Here is an 18,417-nt window from a genome sequence, read left to right on the forward strand (position 1 = left end):
CACCCACTTGTGTCGAGGGATTTATGGACGACCCCATCAACGACAAGCCGCCGACCCTTTGGCAGATGCTGCAAAGCGTCGCCGCTGCCGCCTTTGGCGTGCAGAGCGGGAAGAACCGCAAGCGCGACTTCACCCACGGCAAACCCAGCCATTTCGTGATCCTGGGCATTCTGTTCACCGCGGTGTTCGCCTTGACCCTGTTCGGTATCGTCAAGCTGGTAGTGCACCTGGCGGGGCTTTGAACGCCTGTCAGTGCAATAACAGATTCAGCGAGAAGGGATAACGGTAGCCGGCCGGCTTGCCCTCGGCCGACAACCCGCGAAAGTCCACGCCGTATTGCTGTGTCCCCTGCAACTCCAGCAGACGCTGCGCCTGGACCTTGTCCAGGAACTGGAACACGCCCAGTTGCCAGTCCGGGCCGCCATGGGTCGCAGGGTTCAGCCCCCGGGCATCGTCGTTGAGGACCACCATTGCCCAGCCCCCCAGGGTGAAGTGCCCGGCGATCAACGCCGTCAGGCGTCCGTCGATCAATGCCTGCAAGGCCTGCGGCGAGCTGTTCAGGGCGCTGAACAGCACATCCTTGCCCGGTCGCCGCCCTTGCTGCTCCAGCGCCTCCATCGCTCCCAGGGCCATCTCGTCGTTGGCCGACCAGATCAACTGCGTCTGCGGATAGCGCTTGAGCAACTGCTGGGCCTGCTCAAAAGCGCGCTGGCGATTCCACTCGCCATACACCAGTTGCCGCAGGCGCACCTCGGGATGCTCCGCCAATGCCCGCCGCAAGCCTTGCTCGCGTGATTGCGCCACCGGAGTGTTCTTCACGCCCGAGAACGCCAGCAGGTCGACGTACTGCCCGGGAGCGAACGGGCCGTGACGACGGATCAGCTCCTTGAGCATCAGGTAGCCGGCTTCTTCGTCGTTGGCGATCATGCTGCCGATCCAGTCGGGATAACGGCTCTGGTGCTCGTCCAGCAAGCGTTGCTGATCGGCGGTCAGCGCGTTGTTGACGACGAACAGCTTCACCCCGCTGCCCTGGGACAGGCGCAGGATCTCCGGCGCGACATATTGCTCGTTGACCACCACCAGGTAATCCGGCCGGTCCGGGCCCTGCAGGGCTTCCCGGGCCTGGCGGATGGTGGTTTGCGAATCGCGCTGCGAATAACGCACGCGCAAATCCAGGCCGAGGTCATTGGCCGCGGCCTGCATGAATTGGGAATACCCGACCCAGAAGTTTTCAGTGGAGTAGCCCGGATTCAAAAACACTACCGAGGTGGCATGGGCCATGGCCCAGAACGTTGGACTCAGTACAAGCAGCACCAGCAGCAGACACTTACCAAACGCCTTGAACATTGCGACCAGAGTCCCGGAATATTGCCCGCAGTATAACTGGCAAAATACTGGCCTATATCGGCAAATCGTCATTTCCCACAGACAATTCGGACTCTGCTCATCGCTTGACCGCAACTATTGATGACTGACCCAGAACACCGCCGTTCCCACGACCAGAATGATCAGAAAGAGAATGGCCCAAGCATCGACAGCACTGTCGCTTTTCCTTGCCTTGGTTGGATTGCTCATAGCATCGCCTCTTGTCGGTTTTATCGGTGACTGCACAAAGACTCGAGCACAGTTAAGCCGAGGATTGCCCTCACCACAAATGTGGGTTTGAGCCGGTCGGATACCGTTAGTCGTTTTGGTTCTTTGCATATACTCAAACATCACTTTTGCGCATAACTGCAAACTGGTATCTTCGCCCGGCTCCGTTGGGAGTGCGCGGCCGTGCGCGCAGAATTTCTTGGGTGACATCCGCCTCTGCGTCACCTGATAAGCCTGAGAACAGGATCTATATGTACGTATACGACGAGTACGATCAGCGGATCATCGAGGACCGCGTCAAGCAGTTCCGTGATCAGACCCGGCGCTATCTGGCAGGCGAGCTGAGCGAAGAAGAATTCCGCCCTCTGCGCCTGCAGAATGGCCTCTATATCCAACGTTTTGCCCCGATGCTGCGGGTGGCGGTGCCTTATGGCCAGCTGACTTCGCGCCAAGCACGGATGATGGCCAGGATCGCTCGCGACTACGACAAGGGCTACGCCCACATCAGTACCCGGCAGAACGTGCAGTTCAACTGGCCGGCGCTGGAAGACATCCCGGACATCCTGGCTGAGCTGGCGACCGTGCAGATGCACGCCATCCAGACCAGCGGCAACTGCCTGCGCAACGTCACCACCGACCAGTTCGCCGGCGTCGCCGCCGATGAGTTGATCGACCCGCGCCCCTGGTGTGAAATCGTCCGTCAGTGGACCACCTTCCACCCTGAGTTCGCCTACCTGCCGCGCAAGTTCAAGATCGCCATCAACGGTTCGACCTCGGACCGCGCGGCCATCGAAGTCCACGACATCGGCCTGGAGCCGGTGCACAACGCCGCTGGCGAGCTGGGCTTCCGGGTCCTGGTCGGTGGCGGCCTGGGCCGGACCCCGGTGGTCGGCGCCTTCATCAACGAGTTCCTGCCGTGGCAGGACCTGTTGAGCTACCTCGACGCCATCCTGCGGGTCTACAACCGCTACGGCCGGCGTGACAACAAGTACAAGGCGCGGATCAAGATCCTGGTCAAGGCCCTGACCCCAGAGGTGTTCGCCGAGAAGGTCGAAGCGGAAATGGCTCACCTGCGCGGCGGCCAGACCACCCTGACCGACGCCGAAGTGCATCGCGTGGCCAAGCACTTCGTCGATCCGGACTACAAGGCCCTGGCCAACCAGGACGCCGAGCTGGCCGAACTCGACAAACAATATCCGGGCTTCGCCCGCTGGCGCACGCGCAACACCCTGGCCCACAAGAAGCCGGGCTATGTCGCCGTGACCCTGTCGCTGAAACCCACGGGCGTAGCCCCGGGCGACGTCACCGACAAGCAGTTGGACGGCATCGCCGACCTGGCCGACCGCTACAGCTTCGGCCAGCTGCGCACCTCCCACGAGCAGAACGTGATTCTCGCCGACGTCGAGCAGAGCCAACTGTTCACCCTGTGGGGCGAGCTGCGCGAGCAAGGTTTCGCCACGCCGAACATCGGCCTGCTGACCGACATCATCTGCTGCCCGGGCGGTGATTTCTGCTCCCTGGCCAACGCCAAGTCGATCCCGATCGCCGAGTCCATCCAGCGTCGTTTCGATGACTTGGACTACCTGTTCGACATCGGCGAGCTGGACCTGAACATCTCCGGTTGCATGAACGCTTGCGGCCACCACCACGTGGGCCATATCGGTATCCTCGGGGTGGACAAGAAAGGCGAAGAGTTCTATCAGGTTTCCCTGGGTGGCAGCGCCAGCCGCGACGCCAGCCTGGGCAAGATCCTCGGCCCGTCCTTCGCCCAGGACGACATGCCCGATGTGATCTCGAAGCTGATCGACGTGTACGTGGAACAACGTACCGAAGACGAGCGCTTCATCGACACCTACCAACGTATTGGCATCGACCTCTTCAAGGAGCGCGTCTATGCAGCGAATCATTAAGAACAACGAGGTCATCGACGAAACCTGGCACCTGCTGCCCAAGGATGCGACCCTCGACGGTATTTCCAACTGCGACGACCTGATCGTACCTCTGGCCTTGTGGCGCGAGCACGCTCACGCCCTCAAGGCCCGCGACGGCGGCCTGGGCGTGTGGCTGGACGCCGATGAAGAAGCCGAAGAGATCGGCGATGACGTGCAGCACTTCCAGGTCATCGCCCTGAACTTCCCGGCCTTCACCGACGGCCGCAACTACTCCAACGCCCGCCTGTTGCGCGACCGTTACGGCTTCAAGGGCGAACTGCGAGCGATCGGCGATGTGCTGCGCGACCAGCTGTTCTACCTGCGCCGCTGTGGGTTCGACGCTTACGCCCTGCGCGCCGACAAGGACCCGTACGAAGCCCTGGAAAGCCTCAAGGACTTCTCCGTGACCTATCAGGCCGCCACCGACGAACCGCTGCCGCTGTTCCGTCGCCGCTAAGGCCCGCGCCAACAAAAAGCCCTGGACCGGGAAACCGGTTCAGGGCTTTTTTGTGTCTGTCATCTTTAAACGCGGCATCTTTAAACGCAGCATCTTTAACGCGGTACCCGCGATCGCGGGCAAGCCTCGCTCCTACAGAAGAAACACGTTCCCGTGGTGCCCCTTACCAGAAACGCTGCTGGGTCAGGCGACTCCACCAGGTCAGCAGCACGCGGTCGATGGAACCGCTGGCCGCCAGCCCTACCCGCTCCTGCAGGCTCTTGCGCTCGGCGTAGTGCAGGTGGAACAGCTCGGCGCTCTTGGCGCGCTCGGCCAGGTACTCGTCGCTGGTTTTCAGCTCGTCGATCAGGTGCTTTTCCAACGCCGCGACACCCAGCCAGACTTCACCGGTGGCCACGTCGTCGATGACCAGTTGCGGCCGATAACGGGAAACGAAGTTCTTGAACAACTGATGGGTGACATCCAGGTCTTCCTGGAATTTCTCCCGACCCTTTTCGGTGTTTTCGCCAAACACGGTCAGGGTGCGCTTGTACTCACCGGCAGTCAGCACTTCGAAGTCGATGTCGTGTTTTTTCAGCAGGCGGTTGACGTTGGGCAACTGCGCCACCACGCCGATCGAGCCGAGGATGGCGAACGGCGCGCTGATGATCTTCTCGCCAATGCACGCCATCATGTAGCCGCCGCTGGCCGCGACCTTGTCGATGCACACCGTCAACGGCACGCCGGCCTGGCGAATCCGCGCCAGTTGCGACGAGGCCAGCCCATAGCTGTGCACCATGCCGCCGGCGCTTTCCAGGCGCAGCACCACTTCATCCTTGGGCGTGGCCAGGCTCAGCAGCGCGGTGATTTCGTGGCGCAGCCCCTCGGTGGCCGAGGCCTTGATGTCGCCGCTGAAATCCAGCACGAACACCCGCGGTTTTTCCTCGTGCTGCTTCTTGTGTTTTTTCTCGGCCTTGGCCTCGGACTTGCGCAGTGCCTTGAGCTGGTCCTTGTCGAGCAGGCTCTGCTCCAGACGCTCGCGCAGGCCCTTGTAGAAATCGTTGAGCTTGCTCACATGCAACTGCCCGGCGCCCTTGCGCCGGCCTTTGCTGCGCAGCGAGGCAGCGGTGATCAGCACCACCAGGATGGCGATGACCAGGGTGACGGTTTTGGCCAGGAAACTGGCGTACTCGGAGAGAAACTCCACAGGGACTCCTTAAAGACGTGCATCACTGCCAACACGTGGCGGAATGGCTCCAGCATACCGGCGCAGCCAGGCGTCGACCAGTCGCGAAACCTCCTGTTACCGTGCTCTAACGGGCATTTCAAACAAGCGTATGTTTTTTCATTGACAGCTCACCGGCATCCTCATAACCTCGCAAAACTTTCAACGTACCGGGATGACGCGGACGTGGGCAGCATCTATCTGATTCGACATGGCCAGGCCTCCTTCGGTGCAGACGACTACGACGTCCTGTCGACCACGGGTGTGCGCCAGGCCGAAGTGCTCGGTCAACATCTGGTCGAACTGGGCGTGAACTTCGATCGCTGCCTGGCGGGCGACCTGCGTCGCCAGCAACACACCGCCAATTCCACCCTGCAACAGTTCAGCGCCGCGGGCCTGCCCACGCCGATCCTGGAAACCGATTCGGCGTTCAACGAATTCGATGCCGATGCGGTGATCCGCGCCTTGCTGCCCGATATGTTGTCCGAGGAGCCCAACGCCCTGGACATCCTGCGCAACGCCGCGCAGAACCGCGCCGAATTCCAGCGCATCTTCGCCCTGATCATCGAGCGCTGGCTGGCCGGCACCTACGATCCACCGGGGCTGGAAAGCTGGCTGGGGTTTGTCGAACGGGTGCAGGCCGGCCTGCAGCGCATTCTGGAACAGGCCGACAACACCCAGAGAATCGCCGTGTTCACCTCCGGCGGCACCATCACCGCCCTGCTCCACCTGATTACCCGGATGCCTGCCGCCCAGGCCTTCGAACTGAATTGGCAAATCGTCAATACCTCGCTCAACCAGCTGAAGTTTCGCGGTCGCGAGGTTGCCCTGGCTTCCTTCAACAGCCATGCCCACCTGCAACTGCTGAAGGCCCCGGAACTCATCACTTTCCGCTGAGTCCGGATCACTGTGACCCTTGCTGTAACAACCCATAAAAGGATCGAACCATGACCTCCGTAGCCGACGCCGTACAAGCCATGAAAGCCAAGTTCAACCCAGCTGCCGCTGCCGGCCTGGACCTGGTTTTCGGTTTCCGTATCGATGACACCAAGAACTTCTCGCTGATCGTCAAAGACAGCACCTGCGAGCTCAAGGAAGGCGAGAACCCGGACGCCCAGGTCACGCTGGTAATGGACGGCGAAACCCTGCAAGGCATCGTCAGCGGCGAAACCGACGGCATGCAGGCCTTCATGGGCGGCAAACTGCGCGCCGAAGGCGACATGATGCTGGCGATGAAACTGAGCGAACTGTTCCCGGCCTGAGTAAGCGCTTCCCCAGGGAAGCCCTTGTCTTGCCCACGAATCCCGCCTTCCGGCGGGATTCGTCGTTTCAGGCCCGCGCTTTCAGTCGGCGCAAAGGGGCTCGGCCAGCGGCAAACCGGTGACGGGAGCCGCCATCACCGAGGACGCCGCCAGCAGCTCCCGGGTATAGGGATGGCGCGCCGTGCCGAACAGTTGCTCGGTCTCGCCGCGCTCCACCACTTCGCCCTCCTTCATCACGATCAGGTCATGGGCCAGCGCCCGCACCACCGCCAGGTCGTGGCTGATGAACAGGTAGGTCAGACCATGCTCCTGTTGCAGGCGGCGTAGCAGCGCCACCACCTGTTTCTGCACCGTGCGGTCGAGGGCCGAAGTCGGTTCGTCGAGCAGGATCAGTTCCGGCTTGAGTACCAGGGCGCGGGCAATAGCGATGCGCTGGCGCTGGCCGCCGGAAAACTCATGAGGGTAGCGATGGCGGCTGGCCGGGTCGAGGCCGACCTCCTGCAAGGCTTCGATCACCGCCTGCTCGCGTTGCCACGCATTCAGCTCGCTGTGCACCAGCAAGCCTTCGGCAATGATCTGCTGCACGCTGAGGCGCGGGCTGAGGCTACCGAAGGGGTCCTGGAACACCACTTGCAGCTGCCGACGCAATGGCCGCAGTTGCTTGCCGTCGAGGCTGTGCAGGTCCTGCCCCTTGAAGCGGATGCGGCCTTCGGACTCGATCAGCCGCAGGATCGCCTGGCCCAGGGTCGACTTGCCCGAGCCGGATTCACCGACAATGCCCAGGGTCTTGCCCCGTTGCAGTTGCAGGTCGATGCCGTTCACCGCCTTCAGGTAACGCCTGGGCCGCAGCCAGCCACCGCCCTGGCGGAACCAGACCTTCAGCCCCTCCACTGCCAGCAGAGTCTCGCTGGGCCCGCGGCGCAGCGCCTGGCCGCCGGGCTCGGCATTCAGCAGCTGGACGCTGTAGGGATGCCGGGGATCGGCGAACAGCTGCGCGCACTCGGCCGTTTCGACTATCTCCCCGGCACGCATCACCGCTACCCGCTGGGCGATGCTGCGCACCAGGTTGAGGTCGTGGCTGATCAGCAGCAATGCCATGCCCAGGCGCTGCTGCAAATCCTTGAGCAGTAGCAGGATCTTGCGCTGCACCGTCACGTCGAGGGCGGTGGTCGGCTCGTCGGCGATCAGCAGCTCCGGTTCGCAGGCCAGGGCCATGGCGATCATCACCCGCTGGCGTTGCCCGCCGGAGAGCTGATGGGGATAGGCCTGCAAGCGCTGCTCCGGCTGCTGGATGCCCACCAGATGCAGCAGTTCCAGGATCCGTTCGCGGGCCTGGCTGCCGGCCATGCCTTTGTGCAGGCGCAGGGTTTCCCCCAGCTGTCGCTCCAGGCTATGCAGGGGGTTCAGCGAGCTCATGGGCTCCTGGAAGATCATCGCGATGCGGTTGCCACGCAGCTGGCGCAAGCGCGCCGGGCTGGCGCCGAGCAACTCTTCGCCGCGATAACGGATGCTGCCCGCGATGCGCGTGCTGCCCGGGTCGAGCAATTGCAGGAGGCTGTGGGCCGTCACCGACTTGCCGGAGCCGGATTCGCCCACCAGCGCCAGGCATTCGCCGCCGCGGATCTCCAGGTCGATGCCATGCACCACCTCAGTGGCCTTGAACGCCACCCGCAGGCCGCGCAGTTCAATCAGTCGTTCACTCATCTCAATGCCTCGGATCGAAGGCGTCGCGGCAGGCTTCGCCGATAAACACCAGCAACGACAGAATCAGCGCCAGGGCGAAAAACGCCGTCAGCCCCAGCCAGGGCGCCTGCAGATTGCTTTTGCCCTGGCCGATCAACTCGCCCAGGGACGCGCTGCCGGCCGGCATGCCGAAGCCGAGGAAATCCAGGGCCGACAGGGTGGCGATGGCCCCGGTGAGGATGAACGGCAGGTACGTCAGGGTGGCGCTCATGGCGTTGGGCAGGATGTGCCGCAGCATCACCTGGGTATCGCCGACACCCAGGGCCCGCGCCGCCTTGACGTACTCCAGGCCGCGGCTGCGCAGGAACTCGGCGCGCACCACATCCACCAGGGCCAGCCAGGAAAACAGCGCCATGATCCCCAGCAGCCACCAGAAACCCGGCTCGACGAACCCTGAGAGAATGATCAGCAGATACAACACCGGCAGCCCCGACCAGACCTCCTGCAAGCGCTGCCCCAACAGGTCGATCCAGCCGCCGTAATAGCCCTGCAGGGCGCCGGCGGCGATGCCGATCAGCGCGCTGGCGGCGGTCAGCGCCAGGGCGAACAGCAGCGACACCCGGGTGCCGAAGATCACCCGCGCCAGCACGTCCCGGGCCTGGTCGTCGGTGCCCAGCCAGTTCTGCGCCGAGGGCGGGCTTGGCGCCGGTTCCGTCAGGTCGTAGTTGACCGTGTCGAAAGCGAAAGGAATCGGCGCGAACAGCAACCAGCCGCCCTGCCCTTCGATCAACTGGCGCACCGAAGCGCTGCGGTAATCCGGCTGGAACGGCAGCTCGCCGCCGAACTGCTGCTCGGTGTAACGCTTGAACGCCGGGAAATACCACTGGCCCTGGTAAGCCACCAGCAAAGGCTTGTCGTTGGCGATCAGCTCACCGCCGAGGCTCAGGGCGAACAGCGCGACGAACAGCCACAACGACCACCAGCCGCGCCGGTGGGACTTGAAGCGCTGCCAGCGCCGCTGGCCTATGGGAGACAAGGTCAACATCAGGCGCTCCTTGCACTGAAGTCGATGCGCGGATCGACCAGGGTGTAGCACAGGTCGCCGAGCAGTTTTATCAGCAGACCGAACAGGGTGAAGATGAACAGCGAGCCGAACACCACCGGGTAATCCCGCGACACCGCGGCGTCGTAGCTCAGGCGCCCGAGGCCGTCGAGGGAGAAGATCACCTCGATCAGCAGCGAGCCGCCGAAGAACACATTGACCAGGGCCTGGGGCAAGCCAGCGACCACCAGCAGCATGGCGTTGCGAAACACATGGCCGTACAGCACCTGCCGTTCGCTCAGGCCCTTGGCCCGGGCGGTGACCACATACAGGCGGGAAATCTCGTTGAGAAAGCTGTTCTTGGTCAGCAGGGTCAAGGTGGCGAAACCGCCGATCACCAGGGCGCTGACCGGCAGCACCAGGTGCCAGAAATAATCGACGACCTTGCCCCAGGCCGAGAGCTGGGCGAAGTTCTCCGACACCAGCCCCCGCACCGGGAACCAGTCGAGCAAGGTGCCGCCGCCGAACACCACGATCAGCAGCAGGGCGAACAGGAACCCCGGCATCGCATAACCGATGACGATCGCCGCGCTGCTCCAGACATCGAAGGCCGAGCCGTCATGAATGGCCTTGCGAATCCCCAGCGGGATCGACACCAGGTAGGTGATCAGCGTCGCCCACAGGCCCAGCGACAAGGTCACCGGCAGCTTCTGTGCGATCAGCTCGGTGACCTTGGCGCCACGAAAGAAACTGTCGCCGAAATCCAGCCGCGCATAGTGCTTGAGCATCAGCCACAAACGCTCGCCGGCGGGCTTGTCGAAGCCATACTGGCGCTCGATATCGGCCAGCAGCTTGGGGTCCAGGCCACGGGTGGCGCGGGACTCGCCGCCCACCGTCTCGACATGCCCGCCGCCCACCGCCGCGGCGCCGCCAATGCCTTGCAGGCGGGCGATGGCCTGCTCCACCGGGCCGCCGGGCGCCGCCTGGACGATGACGAAGTTCACCAGCAGGATGCACAGCAAGGTGGGCACGATCAGCAGCAGGCGCCGCGCGCTATAAGCCAGCATGGACCACCTCCCCGCTACGTTGGCGCATCTGGCTCAGGGTCAGTGCCTCGGCGCTGACCTCCCACCAGGTGTCGAGCCCGGCGTCGTACAGGGGGGCGATGGCCGGCCGGCCAAAGCGGTTCCACCACACCGAGGAAATGCCCGGCGGGTAGTAATTGGGAATCCAGTAGTAGCCCCACTGCAACACCCGGTCCAGCGCCCGGGCGTGGGCCAGCATGCTGGCGCGGCTGTCGGCCTGCACCAGGGCGCTGATCAGCCCGTCCACCGCCGGGTCGCGCAGCGCCATGTAGTTGTTCGAGCCCGGGTCGTCGGCGCTCACCGAACCGAAGTAGTTGAACAGCTCGCGCCCCGGCGCCTGGGACACCGGGTAGGCGGCGATGATCATGTCGTAGTCGCGGCTGCGCACGCGGTTGGTGTATTGCGCGCTGTCGACCTGGCGGATATCGAAGCCGATGCCGATCTGCACCAGGTTGCGCTTGAACGGCAGCAGTAAACGCTCCAGGCCTTTCTGGCCATTGAGAAAGGTGAAATGCAGGGGCTCGCCGGCGGCGTTGCGCAACTGATCGCCCTGGGGTTTCCAGCCCGCCTGTTCCAGCAGCTTCAGCGCCTGCAACTGCTGCGGGCGGATGATCCCGCTGCCGTCGGTGCGCGGCGCCTGGAACACCTGGGTAAAGACCTCGTCCGGGACCTGCCCGCGCCAGGGTTCAAGGATCTTCAATTCTTGCGCGTCCGGCAGCGCCGCTGCCGCCAGTTCGCTGTGGGAAAAGAAGCTCTGCTGGCGCAGATACAGGCTGCGCATCATCTGCCGGTTGCTCCACTCGAAGTCCCAGAGCATAGCGATCGCCTGGCGCACCCGGCGGTCCCGGAACTGCGGTTTCTGCAGGTTGAAAATAAAACCCTGGGCGCCCAGGGCCGAACCCGGCGCCAGGTGTTCGCGCACCAGCCGCCCCTGCTCCAGTGCAGCGCCGGCATAACCGATGGTGTAGCCGGTGGCGGAGAACTCGCGGTTGTAGTCGTAGCCGCCGGCCTTGAGGATCTGCCGCGACACATCGGTGTCGGCGAAGAACTCCACCCGCAGCCGGTCGAAGTTGTAGCGTCCGCGGGCCACCGGCAGGTCCTGCCCCCACCAGTCCTTGACCCGCTCGAAGTCCACGCTGCGCCCGGCGTCCACCGCGCTCACCCGATACGGCCCGCTGCCCAGCGGCGCTTCGAAGCCGCCACCGTCGGCGAAATTGCGGCCGCGCCACCAGTGCTCGGGCAACACCGGCAGCGATGCCAGGTCCAGGGGCAAAGTCCGGCTCTCAGTGTTCTTGAACACAAAACGCACCCGGGTCGGCGATTCCACCTGCACCTCGGCGACATCGGCGAACTGCTGACGGTACTTGAAGCTGCCCTGGGTCATCAGCAGCTCGAAGGTGTAGCGCACATCCTCGGCGGTGATCGGGCTGCCATCGTCGAAGCGCGCCCGCGGGTTGAGGTAAAAGCGCAGCCAGGAACGGTCCGCGGCCAGCTCCAGGCCTTCGGCCACCAGGCCGTACACGGTGTAGGGCTCATCCTTTGAGCGATAGGCCAGCGGCGCGTACAGCCAGCCGTCGATGTCGGCCACGCCGGTGCCTTTGTCGATATACGGAATCAGATGGTCGAAGGGCCCGCTTTCCAGGGAGGAACGGCGCAGGCTGCCGCCCTTGGGAGCGTCCGGGTTGACATAGTCGAAATGCTGGAAGCCGGCGGGGTATTTCGGGGCTTCGCCGTAGACCGTCAGCGACGGTTGCACGGCGGCCAGCAGCACGGGGCTCGGCAGCAGGCAGAGCCAGAACAGCACAGCGCGTTGCAACAGCATGGAATGATGCCTCTTTGAACAGGGGCCAGGATGACGGTGTCTGTACCGGCGTCATCGCGAGCAAGCTCGCTCCTACAGAGGACCTGTGCACTTCTGTAGGAGCGAGCTTGCTCGCGAAAGATCGTCCAGCCGCCACTCGACTCCCAGCCTTATCTCTCCACCCGAAACACCCCGCTCCTGCCTGTCATGTGCAACTGACCGGGCATTTTTATAGAGCGGGTTTTAGAACCTTTGGTTACTAAAAAGCGTCCGGACCTTTTATTGCCGGTCGACTCAGAAGTTGTAACTGAGCCGCGTATACAGGGTCCGTCCGAACGGGTCCGAGTAGCGTGGGTCGTAGCCGCTCTGGAAGGTGTAGGTCTGGTTGCTGAACGGCGGCTCGCGGTCGAACAGGTTCTTCACCCCGAGGGTCACGCCCAGGGCCTGGCGCCAGGTGTAGGTGCCGGCCAGGTCCCAGACGTTGTAGAAGCCGACGCGGTTATGGCTGTCGCGGTCGGAGTCGTGGTAACCGCTGGTGTAGCGGTTGGTCAGGGTCGCGCCCAGCGGCCCCTGGTTCCAGGTCGCGGTCAGGCTGTGGCGCCAGCGCGCCACCGCGCCGGCCGAGGCGAAGTCGCCGCCGCGAAAATCCCCGAGCTTGTCGATGTATTCGCCCTTGAGCTGTTGCTGGTAGTCGTAGCGGGTGACGTAGGTGCCTTGCAGCCCCAGGCCGAACTCGCCCCAGGCAGTGGCTGGCAGGCGATAGTCGAGGCTGACATCGACCCCGCTGGTCTTGAGCTTGCCCAGGTTGGCCATGCCCGTGACCACATGATCGATGGAGCCGTCGGCCTTGCGCACCAGCCGGTCGGCGTACAGGTCGGGATTGTCGAACGGCGCCGACTCGGGAAACTCGGCGATCTGGTTGGCGACCTTGATCCACCAGAAATCCAGCCCGGCATTGAGCCGCTCGAACGGCTGGTAGACGAAGCCGAATGTCACGTTGCGCGCGGTTTCCGGCTTCAGCTCGGTGTTGCCGCCGGTGCTGCGGTTGAACTGCTGGGCGCAGTCGCGGTTGCCGATCCCGCCATTGGCCGGGGTGCCGCCGGGGCATAGCCGCGGGTCGTTGTAGTTGGCGTTGGTGAAGGTGGTAAAGGTCGGGTTGTACAGCTCGTACAGCGACGGCGCGCGGAAGCCTTCACTGTAGGCGCCGCGCAGCACCAGCTCCTTGAAGGGCTGGAAGCGGAACGAATACTTGGGGTTGGTGGTACTGCCGAAGTCGCTGTATTTGTCATGCCGGATCGCCGCCGTCAGCTCCAGGCTGTCGAGCACCGGCACGTTGAGTTCGGCGTACTGCGCCTGCACGCTGCGGTCGCCCGACACACTGCCGTTGGGGTCGATGCCCAGGCTCTGCACATTGCCGGCGAACTGGGCGAAATCCTGGTGGAAGTCTTCCTTGCGGTACTCGCCGCCCAGGGCTAGGGCCGCGGGGCCGGAGCCGAACCAGTCGCCGATCTCGCGGCTGACCCGCCCGTCGATGGCCTTGACCCGCCCGACCGCCGTGGCGTAATCGCCGTCCACCGTATTGGCCGCCAGCAGCGCGCTGCCTGCCGCGGTCTGCGGGCCGAAGGGGTTGATCACGCCATTGGCGATGCCCTCGGACACTGCCACATCGTTCACGTAGCCGCTGCGGATGGTACTGACCACCTTGTTCTGGTTGTACGAGGCGCCGATGTTGTAGTCCCAGCCCGCCACGCTGCCATCGAAACTCAGCAGCAGGCGCTGGCCGGTGTTGTCGTCTTCATGGCGGCGGGCGCCGACATCGGTTTCCCGCCAGTTGGCCGCCACCGGTTGCGTCGGGTCGAGGGCAAAGCCGCTCGGCCCCGGGGTGATGCCATTGCCCGGATAGAACGCGGTGCCCGGGTTGACCTGATTGCCCATCAGGGTGCCGGGGCCGATCTGGGTGCGGTTCTCGTTGCGCGCCCAGAAGTATTCGAGGCTGACGTTGTGATCGTCGCTGAGCTTGCCGGTGGCCTTGGCGAAGGCCGAGGTCTTTTCGGTTTCCGGCACCAGGTCCAGGTAGCTCCACAGGCTCTGGCGGCAAATGCCGTTGCGCGACAGCAAGCCCGGCGCGTTGCAGCCGGAGCCGGCCAGCGGGTTGGTGGCATTGGCGCCCTGGCTCCAGTTGGCCGGCGAGGCGGTGCCGGAGGTGTAGTCCAGGCCCCGGCCCGGCTGGTAGTTGTAGGTGTAGCCGCGATCCTTGGCGGCCAGGCGCTCTTGTTTGTCGTAGCTGACCACGCCGAACACGTTGAAGCGGTCTTCCTCCAGGTCGCCGATGCCCCAGCTGCCGCTGAAGTTCCTGCTCTGGCCACCGCCGGAATGGCTCGGGGTGTCGTAGCCGGTACTGACCTGGCCGCGGGTCAGGCTCTTCTTGGTGATGAAGTTGATCACCCCGCCGATGGCGTCGGTGCCGTACAGCGCGGACGCGCCGTCGCGCAGCACCTCGACCCGGTCGATGGCGGCAAACGGAATGGTGTTGAGGTCGACCCCGGAGCCGTTGATGGCATTGGTCGCGTTGTTGCTCAGGCGCCGGCCGTTGAGCAAAACCAGGGTCTTGTTCGGGCCTATGCCGCGCAGGTCGGCATAGGCCGCGCCGCCACTGCTGGAGCCCACTGAGCGCCCGGAGCCGACCGAGGACTGGTTGGCGGAAATCCGGTTGATCAGCTCTTCGGTGGTGGTCACGCCCTGCTCGCGCAGCTTCTCGACCCGCAGCACGGTGACCGGCACCGCGGTCTCGGCATCGACCCGGCGGATCGCGGTGCCGGTCACTTCCACCCGCTGCAACTGGGTGGTGGGCTCAGTAAACGCCGGGGCGCTGCTGGCGGTGCTGGTGTCCGCCACGAGGGTCACGCCCTGGGTGTCCTGCTGCTCCTTCAGGCCGCTGTCCTGCAAGGCCAGGGTCAGCGCCTGGTGCTGGTCGAGCTGGCCCTGGATCGCCGGCGCATAACGGCCGCTCACCAGCTTCTGCTCGAAGGAAATCGGCAGGCCGGTCTGTCGGGAAATCTGCAGCAGGGTCTGGTCCAGCGGCCCCGCGGGCAGGTTGAACGGAGTGGTCGCGGCCCAGGCCGGCAATACATTCAGCGCCGCCAGCAAGGCCAGGCTCAAAGGGGATCTACGGGGTACGAACAGACTCATGGACAACCATCCCTGCATTAGGTGTATGCAGGGATGTGCAACGGCCCGGAGGTTTTTATAGAGGCCGGTCTAGACCGTTGGGTGATGAGCTTATGCCTGTTCGTCTGCCCCGTAGGAGCGCAGCTTGCTCGCGATGCAGGCGCCGCGGTGCATCAGGCCAGACACCATCAGCCATAGGGAGGGTTCAGCCGCCAAAGTGATAACTCACATCCAGCCACCATTGGCGGCCGTAGGGGTCGTAGTTGCCGGTGGGGTAATACGGCCAGCCGCCGGAGTCGTCGCGCTTGACCTGGTTCAGCAGGTTGTTGACGGTCAGGCCGACGCTGGCGCGGTCGTTGACCTTGTAGCGGGCGCTGGCGTTGAACACGGTCCAGGGCGACAGGCGCCCGTCCGAGTTGCCGTTGGTCACGCTGCCATAGCGGATGCCCAGCAGGGTCGCGGTGTAGTGCTGGTAATCCCAGGTCAGGCTGGCGTTGACCTTGCTGCGCCAGTCGTGATTGCTGCGGTCCACGCGCCAGTCCTGGGTCGGCGCGTCGTCCGATTCCTTGTAGAAATGCGAGAGCACCAGGGTGTAGCCCAGGGTCGAACTGAACGCCCCGTACTCCCCGGCGCCCCAGCGGATATTGCTTTTCAGGTCGAGCCCGCTGACCCGTTCGCTGGCGGCGTTGATCGCATTGATCTGCACCCGCTGCAAGCGGTTCGGGTCCACCGCGGCAGTGCCCGGGTTGCGCTGGATGCGCGCCAGGGTCGCCTGGCAGCTGGCCGAATTGGTGTCCATGGCGCCACTGCGGCAGGCGTTTTCCTCTTGCAACAGGCGGTTCTGGTCGACGGTGGTCAGCAGGTCCTCGATCTGCACGCGCCAGTAATCCACCGACACATCGAAATTGCGCGACGGCGACCAGACGAACCCGTAGGTCCAGGACTTGCCCCGCTCGGACTTGAGGTCGGCGGTGCCGCTCTGGGTGTAGTCCACCCGCCCGCGATCGCAGGCGCCCTCGACACCCTGGCTGCACCCGTAGTAGTCGATCTGGTCCGGCACATAGCCGTTGGTGTCGGCCTGGTAGATGTAGTTCAGGTCCGGGGCACGGAAGCTGGTGCCGTAGCTGCCGCGCAGCAGCAGGCTGTTCAGCGGGCGCCATTCCAGGCCCAGGTTGTAGGTCTTTTGTTGCTCGGTGCGGCCGCTGAATTTGTACTGGTCCCAGCGCCCCGCCAGCGACGCCAGCAGGCTGTCGCTGATCGGCACGCTGAACTCGCCGCCGGCGGCATAACGCTTGCGCGAGCCACCGGAACTCTGCGCCGGGGTGGTGCCGTAGAAGCTGCCGTCGTTGAGCCCATCGTCCGGATCGACGCGGTATTCCTGCTTGCCCAGCTCAAGGATGCCGGCGAAGCCCACCGGCCCCGCCGGCAAGTCGAACAGCTCGCCGTTGAGCGAGGCGTTGTAGCTCTGCGACACCGACTTGCTGGTCTGGGTCAGGTTGCGGCGAAACTGCCGCCACTCCTCTTCGGTCAGCGGGCGGTCAAGGCGTGAGGCATCCGGGGCGAACAGCGGATACCCGCCCTGCTCGCCCAGCTGCGGCCCCAGGTAGAAATCGCGAATAGTGGCCGACGGCGTATAGCGGGTGGTGCGCACGCTGCGGTACTCCGAGCGGTTGGCCGCCAGCTCATAGCTCCAGGCCGTGTCGGCGATCCGGTCGGACAGGCCCAGGGTGCCGGTCCAGGAGGTGTCGCGCCACTTGCTGTTGTTGCTGGTGCGGCCGCCGATTTCCTCCTCGGAGAAGCGCCGGAACCAGCGCTCCAGGTTGCCCGTGTTCCGGTTGATGAAGTCGGGCGAGGTGAAGCTCGGCCCGCGGGTGTTGTTCTGGATATGGTCCAGGCCATACATCAGGTCGGCGAAGACCTTGCCGCTGTCGCTGAAATGCCAGGTGCCGCGGGTGTAGCCGTCGTAGTTTTCCTTCTGCGTCTGCAAGGTCCAGTAATCGTTGTAGACCTGGTCGGTGGTGCAGCGCCCGCCGCTGCCGCTGAGGTGGTTGGCAAACACCCCGGAGTAGGCGCCGCAGCCAGGGCCGATGTACTTGCCGCTGTCGAGGTTGCGCCGGTAGCCCACGTCCAGGGCCGGCCCGCGATCCATGAAGCCGCGGTCGTCGGCCCAGATCGGCTGGCGATGGGTCAGTTCCAGGCCGAACAGGCCATCGAAATCCCCCCAGCTGCCACCGCCGCTGATCTGCAGGCGCTGGTTGTCGCCGCCGCCGCGCTCGGTGGTGCCGCCACGCAGGTTGACGTCTATGCCGCTGGCCTTCTCCTTGAGGATGATGTTGACCACCCCGGCGATCGCATCGGAGCCGTAGATGGCCGAGGCGCCGCTGCTGAGAACCTCGATGCGGTCGATGATCGCCGAGGGGATGTTGGCCAGGTTGGTGAAGTTGACCTGGCCGCCATAGGCCGTCGGATAGTCCGCGACCCGCCGGCCGTTGATCAGCACCAGCGTGTGGTTGGGGCCCAGCCCCCGCAGGTTGAGGGCGCTGGCGGCGGGCTGGAAAGTGTTGCCGTAGTCCTCGCCCTGGGTCATGCCGGTGTTCTGCGTCTGGGTCGCCAGGGCGTCGTAGACGTTGCGGTAACCGCGGGCCTCCATCTCTTCATGGGTAATCACGTTCACCGGAGTGGCGCCGTCGGACTGGGCGCGGGCGATGCGCGAGCCGGTCACCGTGACCTTTTCCAGCTGCGGGTCCGGCGCGCGTACCGGCACCACGGTGCTGGCTTCAGGGCTGGCCTTGGCACTGGCCGGAGCATTACGAATGGTCAGCCCCTGCTCGCTGTGCTGGGCCTCCAGGCCGCTGCCTTGCAGGGCCTTGTCCACCGCCTGCTGGCCGCCCAGGGCACCACGAATGGCCGGGCTGCGCTTGCCCTGCACCAGGTCCTGGCGGAAGGAAATCGGCACCCCGCTCTGCCGCGAGATATCCAGCAGCACCTCGTCCAGCGGGCCGGCGGCAATGTCGAAGGTGATCTGCCTGGCCTCTAGCTGCCGGGATTCTGCCTGCTGGGCCCAGGCGGCGCTGCCACAAGCGCCGAACGCCAGGGCCAACGCCAGTGACAGGCGCGGCGGGTTGAAAAGGTTCGATGAGTGCATGGAGCGATTCCCTGTTGAATGCGGTTGCAGGGAATGAGCAGCGACT

13 protein-coding genes are annotated in these 18,417 nt (G+C 64.4%); 5 read left to right on the top strand and 8 right to left on the bottom strand.

Translation table 11 applies throughout. The features are described from left to right. Positions 1–23: 23 nt before the first annotated feature. Positions 24–242, top strand: coding sequence for a DUF2970 domain-containing protein (locus tag AC07PQ_RS03375; protein ID WP_007921856.1), 219 nt, complete (start codon positions 24–26; stop codon positions 240–242). Positions 243–249: 7 nt separating this feature from the next. Here AC07PQ_RS03375 and AC07PQ_RS03380 read toward each other — a convergent pair whose 3' ends face one another. After that, the gene (locus AC07PQ_RS03380) at positions 250–1,347 is read right to left on the bottom strand and encodes an ABC transporter substrate-binding protein (RefSeq protein ID WP_493184435.1); all 1,098 of its coding nucleotides are present in this window, start codon (positions 1,345–1,347) and stop codon (positions 250–252) included. A gap of 497 nt (positions 1,348–1,844) precedes the next feature. Here AC07PQ_RS03380 and AC07PQ_RS03385 point away from each other — a divergent pair, with 497 nt between their 5' ends. Together AC07PQ_RS03385 and AC07PQ_RS03390 are read left to right on the top strand one after the other, a co-directional pair. Then, positions 1,845–3,503, top strand: a complete 1,659-nt coding sequence (locus AC07PQ_RS03385) for a nitrite/sulfite reductase (protein WP_007921849.1) — start codon at positions 1,845–1,847, stop codon at positions 3,501–3,503. Continuing rightward, positions 3,487–3,981, top strand: a complete 495-nt coding sequence (locus AC07PQ_RS03390) for a DUF934 domain-containing protein (protein ID WP_007921840.1) — start codon at positions 3,487–3,489, stop codon at positions 3,979–3,981. Before AC07PQ_RS03385 ends, AC07PQ_RS03390 begins: the two co-directional genes overlap by 17 nt. Before the next feature lie 163 nt (positions 3,982–4,144). Here AC07PQ_RS03390 and sohB read toward each other — a convergent pair whose 3' ends face one another. Then, positions 4,145–5,167, bottom strand: coding sequence for a protease SohB (gene sohB / locus AC07PQ_RS03395; RefSeq protein ID WP_007921839.1), 1,023 nt, complete (start codon positions 5,165–5,167; stop codon positions 4,145–4,147). Between the two features lie 204 nt (positions 5,168–5,371). Between sohB and AC07PQ_RS03400 the strand changes: the two genes are divergently transcribed. Beyond that, a complete protein-coding gene (locus AC07PQ_RS03400) occupies positions 5,372–6,082 on the top strand; it encodes a histidine phosphatase family protein (protein WP_493184434.1) in 711 nt (236 codons plus the stop codon). Between the two features lie 50 nt (positions 6,083–6,132). Beyond that, on the top strand, positions 6,133–6,447 hold the full coding sequence (locus AC07PQ_RS03405; RefSeq protein WP_007921837.1) for an SCP2 sterol-binding domain-containing protein: 315 nt from the start codon (positions 6,133–6,135) through the stop codon (positions 6,445–6,447). 81 nt (positions 6,448–6,528) lie between these two features. On the opposite strand, the gene AC07PQ_RS03410 is transcribed toward AC07PQ_RS03405, so the two are convergent. From AC07PQ_RS03410 to AC07PQ_RS03435, 6 genes are all read right to left on the bottom strand, one after another. Further along, a complete protein-coding gene (locus AC07PQ_RS03410) occupies positions 6,529–8,151 on the bottom strand; it encodes an ABC transporter ATP-binding protein (protein ID WP_493184433.1) in 1,623 nt (540 codons plus the stop codon). Position 8,152: 1 nt separating this feature from the next. Next, a complete protein-coding gene (locus tag AC07PQ_RS03415; protein ID WP_493184432.1) occupies positions 8,153–9,175 on the bottom strand; it encodes an ABC transporter permease in 1,023 nt (340 codons plus the stop codon). Further along, entirely contained in the window at positions 9,175–10,239 is a 1,065-nt protein-coding gene (locus AC07PQ_RS03420) for a microcin C ABC transporter permease YejB (protein WP_087091530.1), read from the bottom strand. The genes AC07PQ_RS03415 and AC07PQ_RS03420 overlap by 1 nt, the downstream gene beginning before the upstream one ends. Next, positions 10,226–12,079 (bottom strand): extracellular solute-binding protein, encoded by a 1,854-nt coding sequence (locus AC07PQ_RS03425; RefSeq protein WP_493184431.1) that lies wholly within the window; start codon positions 12,077–12,079, stop codon positions 10,226–10,228. The genes AC07PQ_RS03420 and AC07PQ_RS03425 overlap by 14 nt, the downstream gene beginning before the upstream one ends. A 273-nt stretch (positions 12,080–12,352) precedes the next feature. Further along, on the bottom strand, positions 12,353–15,247 hold the full coding sequence (locus AC07PQ_RS03430; protein ID WP_493184430.1) for a TonB-dependent receptor: 2,895 nt from the start codon (positions 15,245–15,247) through the stop codon (positions 12,353–12,355). Between the two features lie 184 nt (positions 15,248–15,431). Further along, positions 15,432–18,371: a TonB-dependent receptor gene (locus AC07PQ_RS03435; RefSeq protein ID WP_493184429.1), complete on the bottom strand. Its 2,940-nt coding sequence runs from the start codon at positions 18,369–18,371 to the stop codon at positions 15,432–15,434. Positions 18,372–18,417: the final 46 nt, after the last annotated feature.

Source organism: Pseudomonas sp. GW821-FHT09E12, assembly GCF_059416085.1.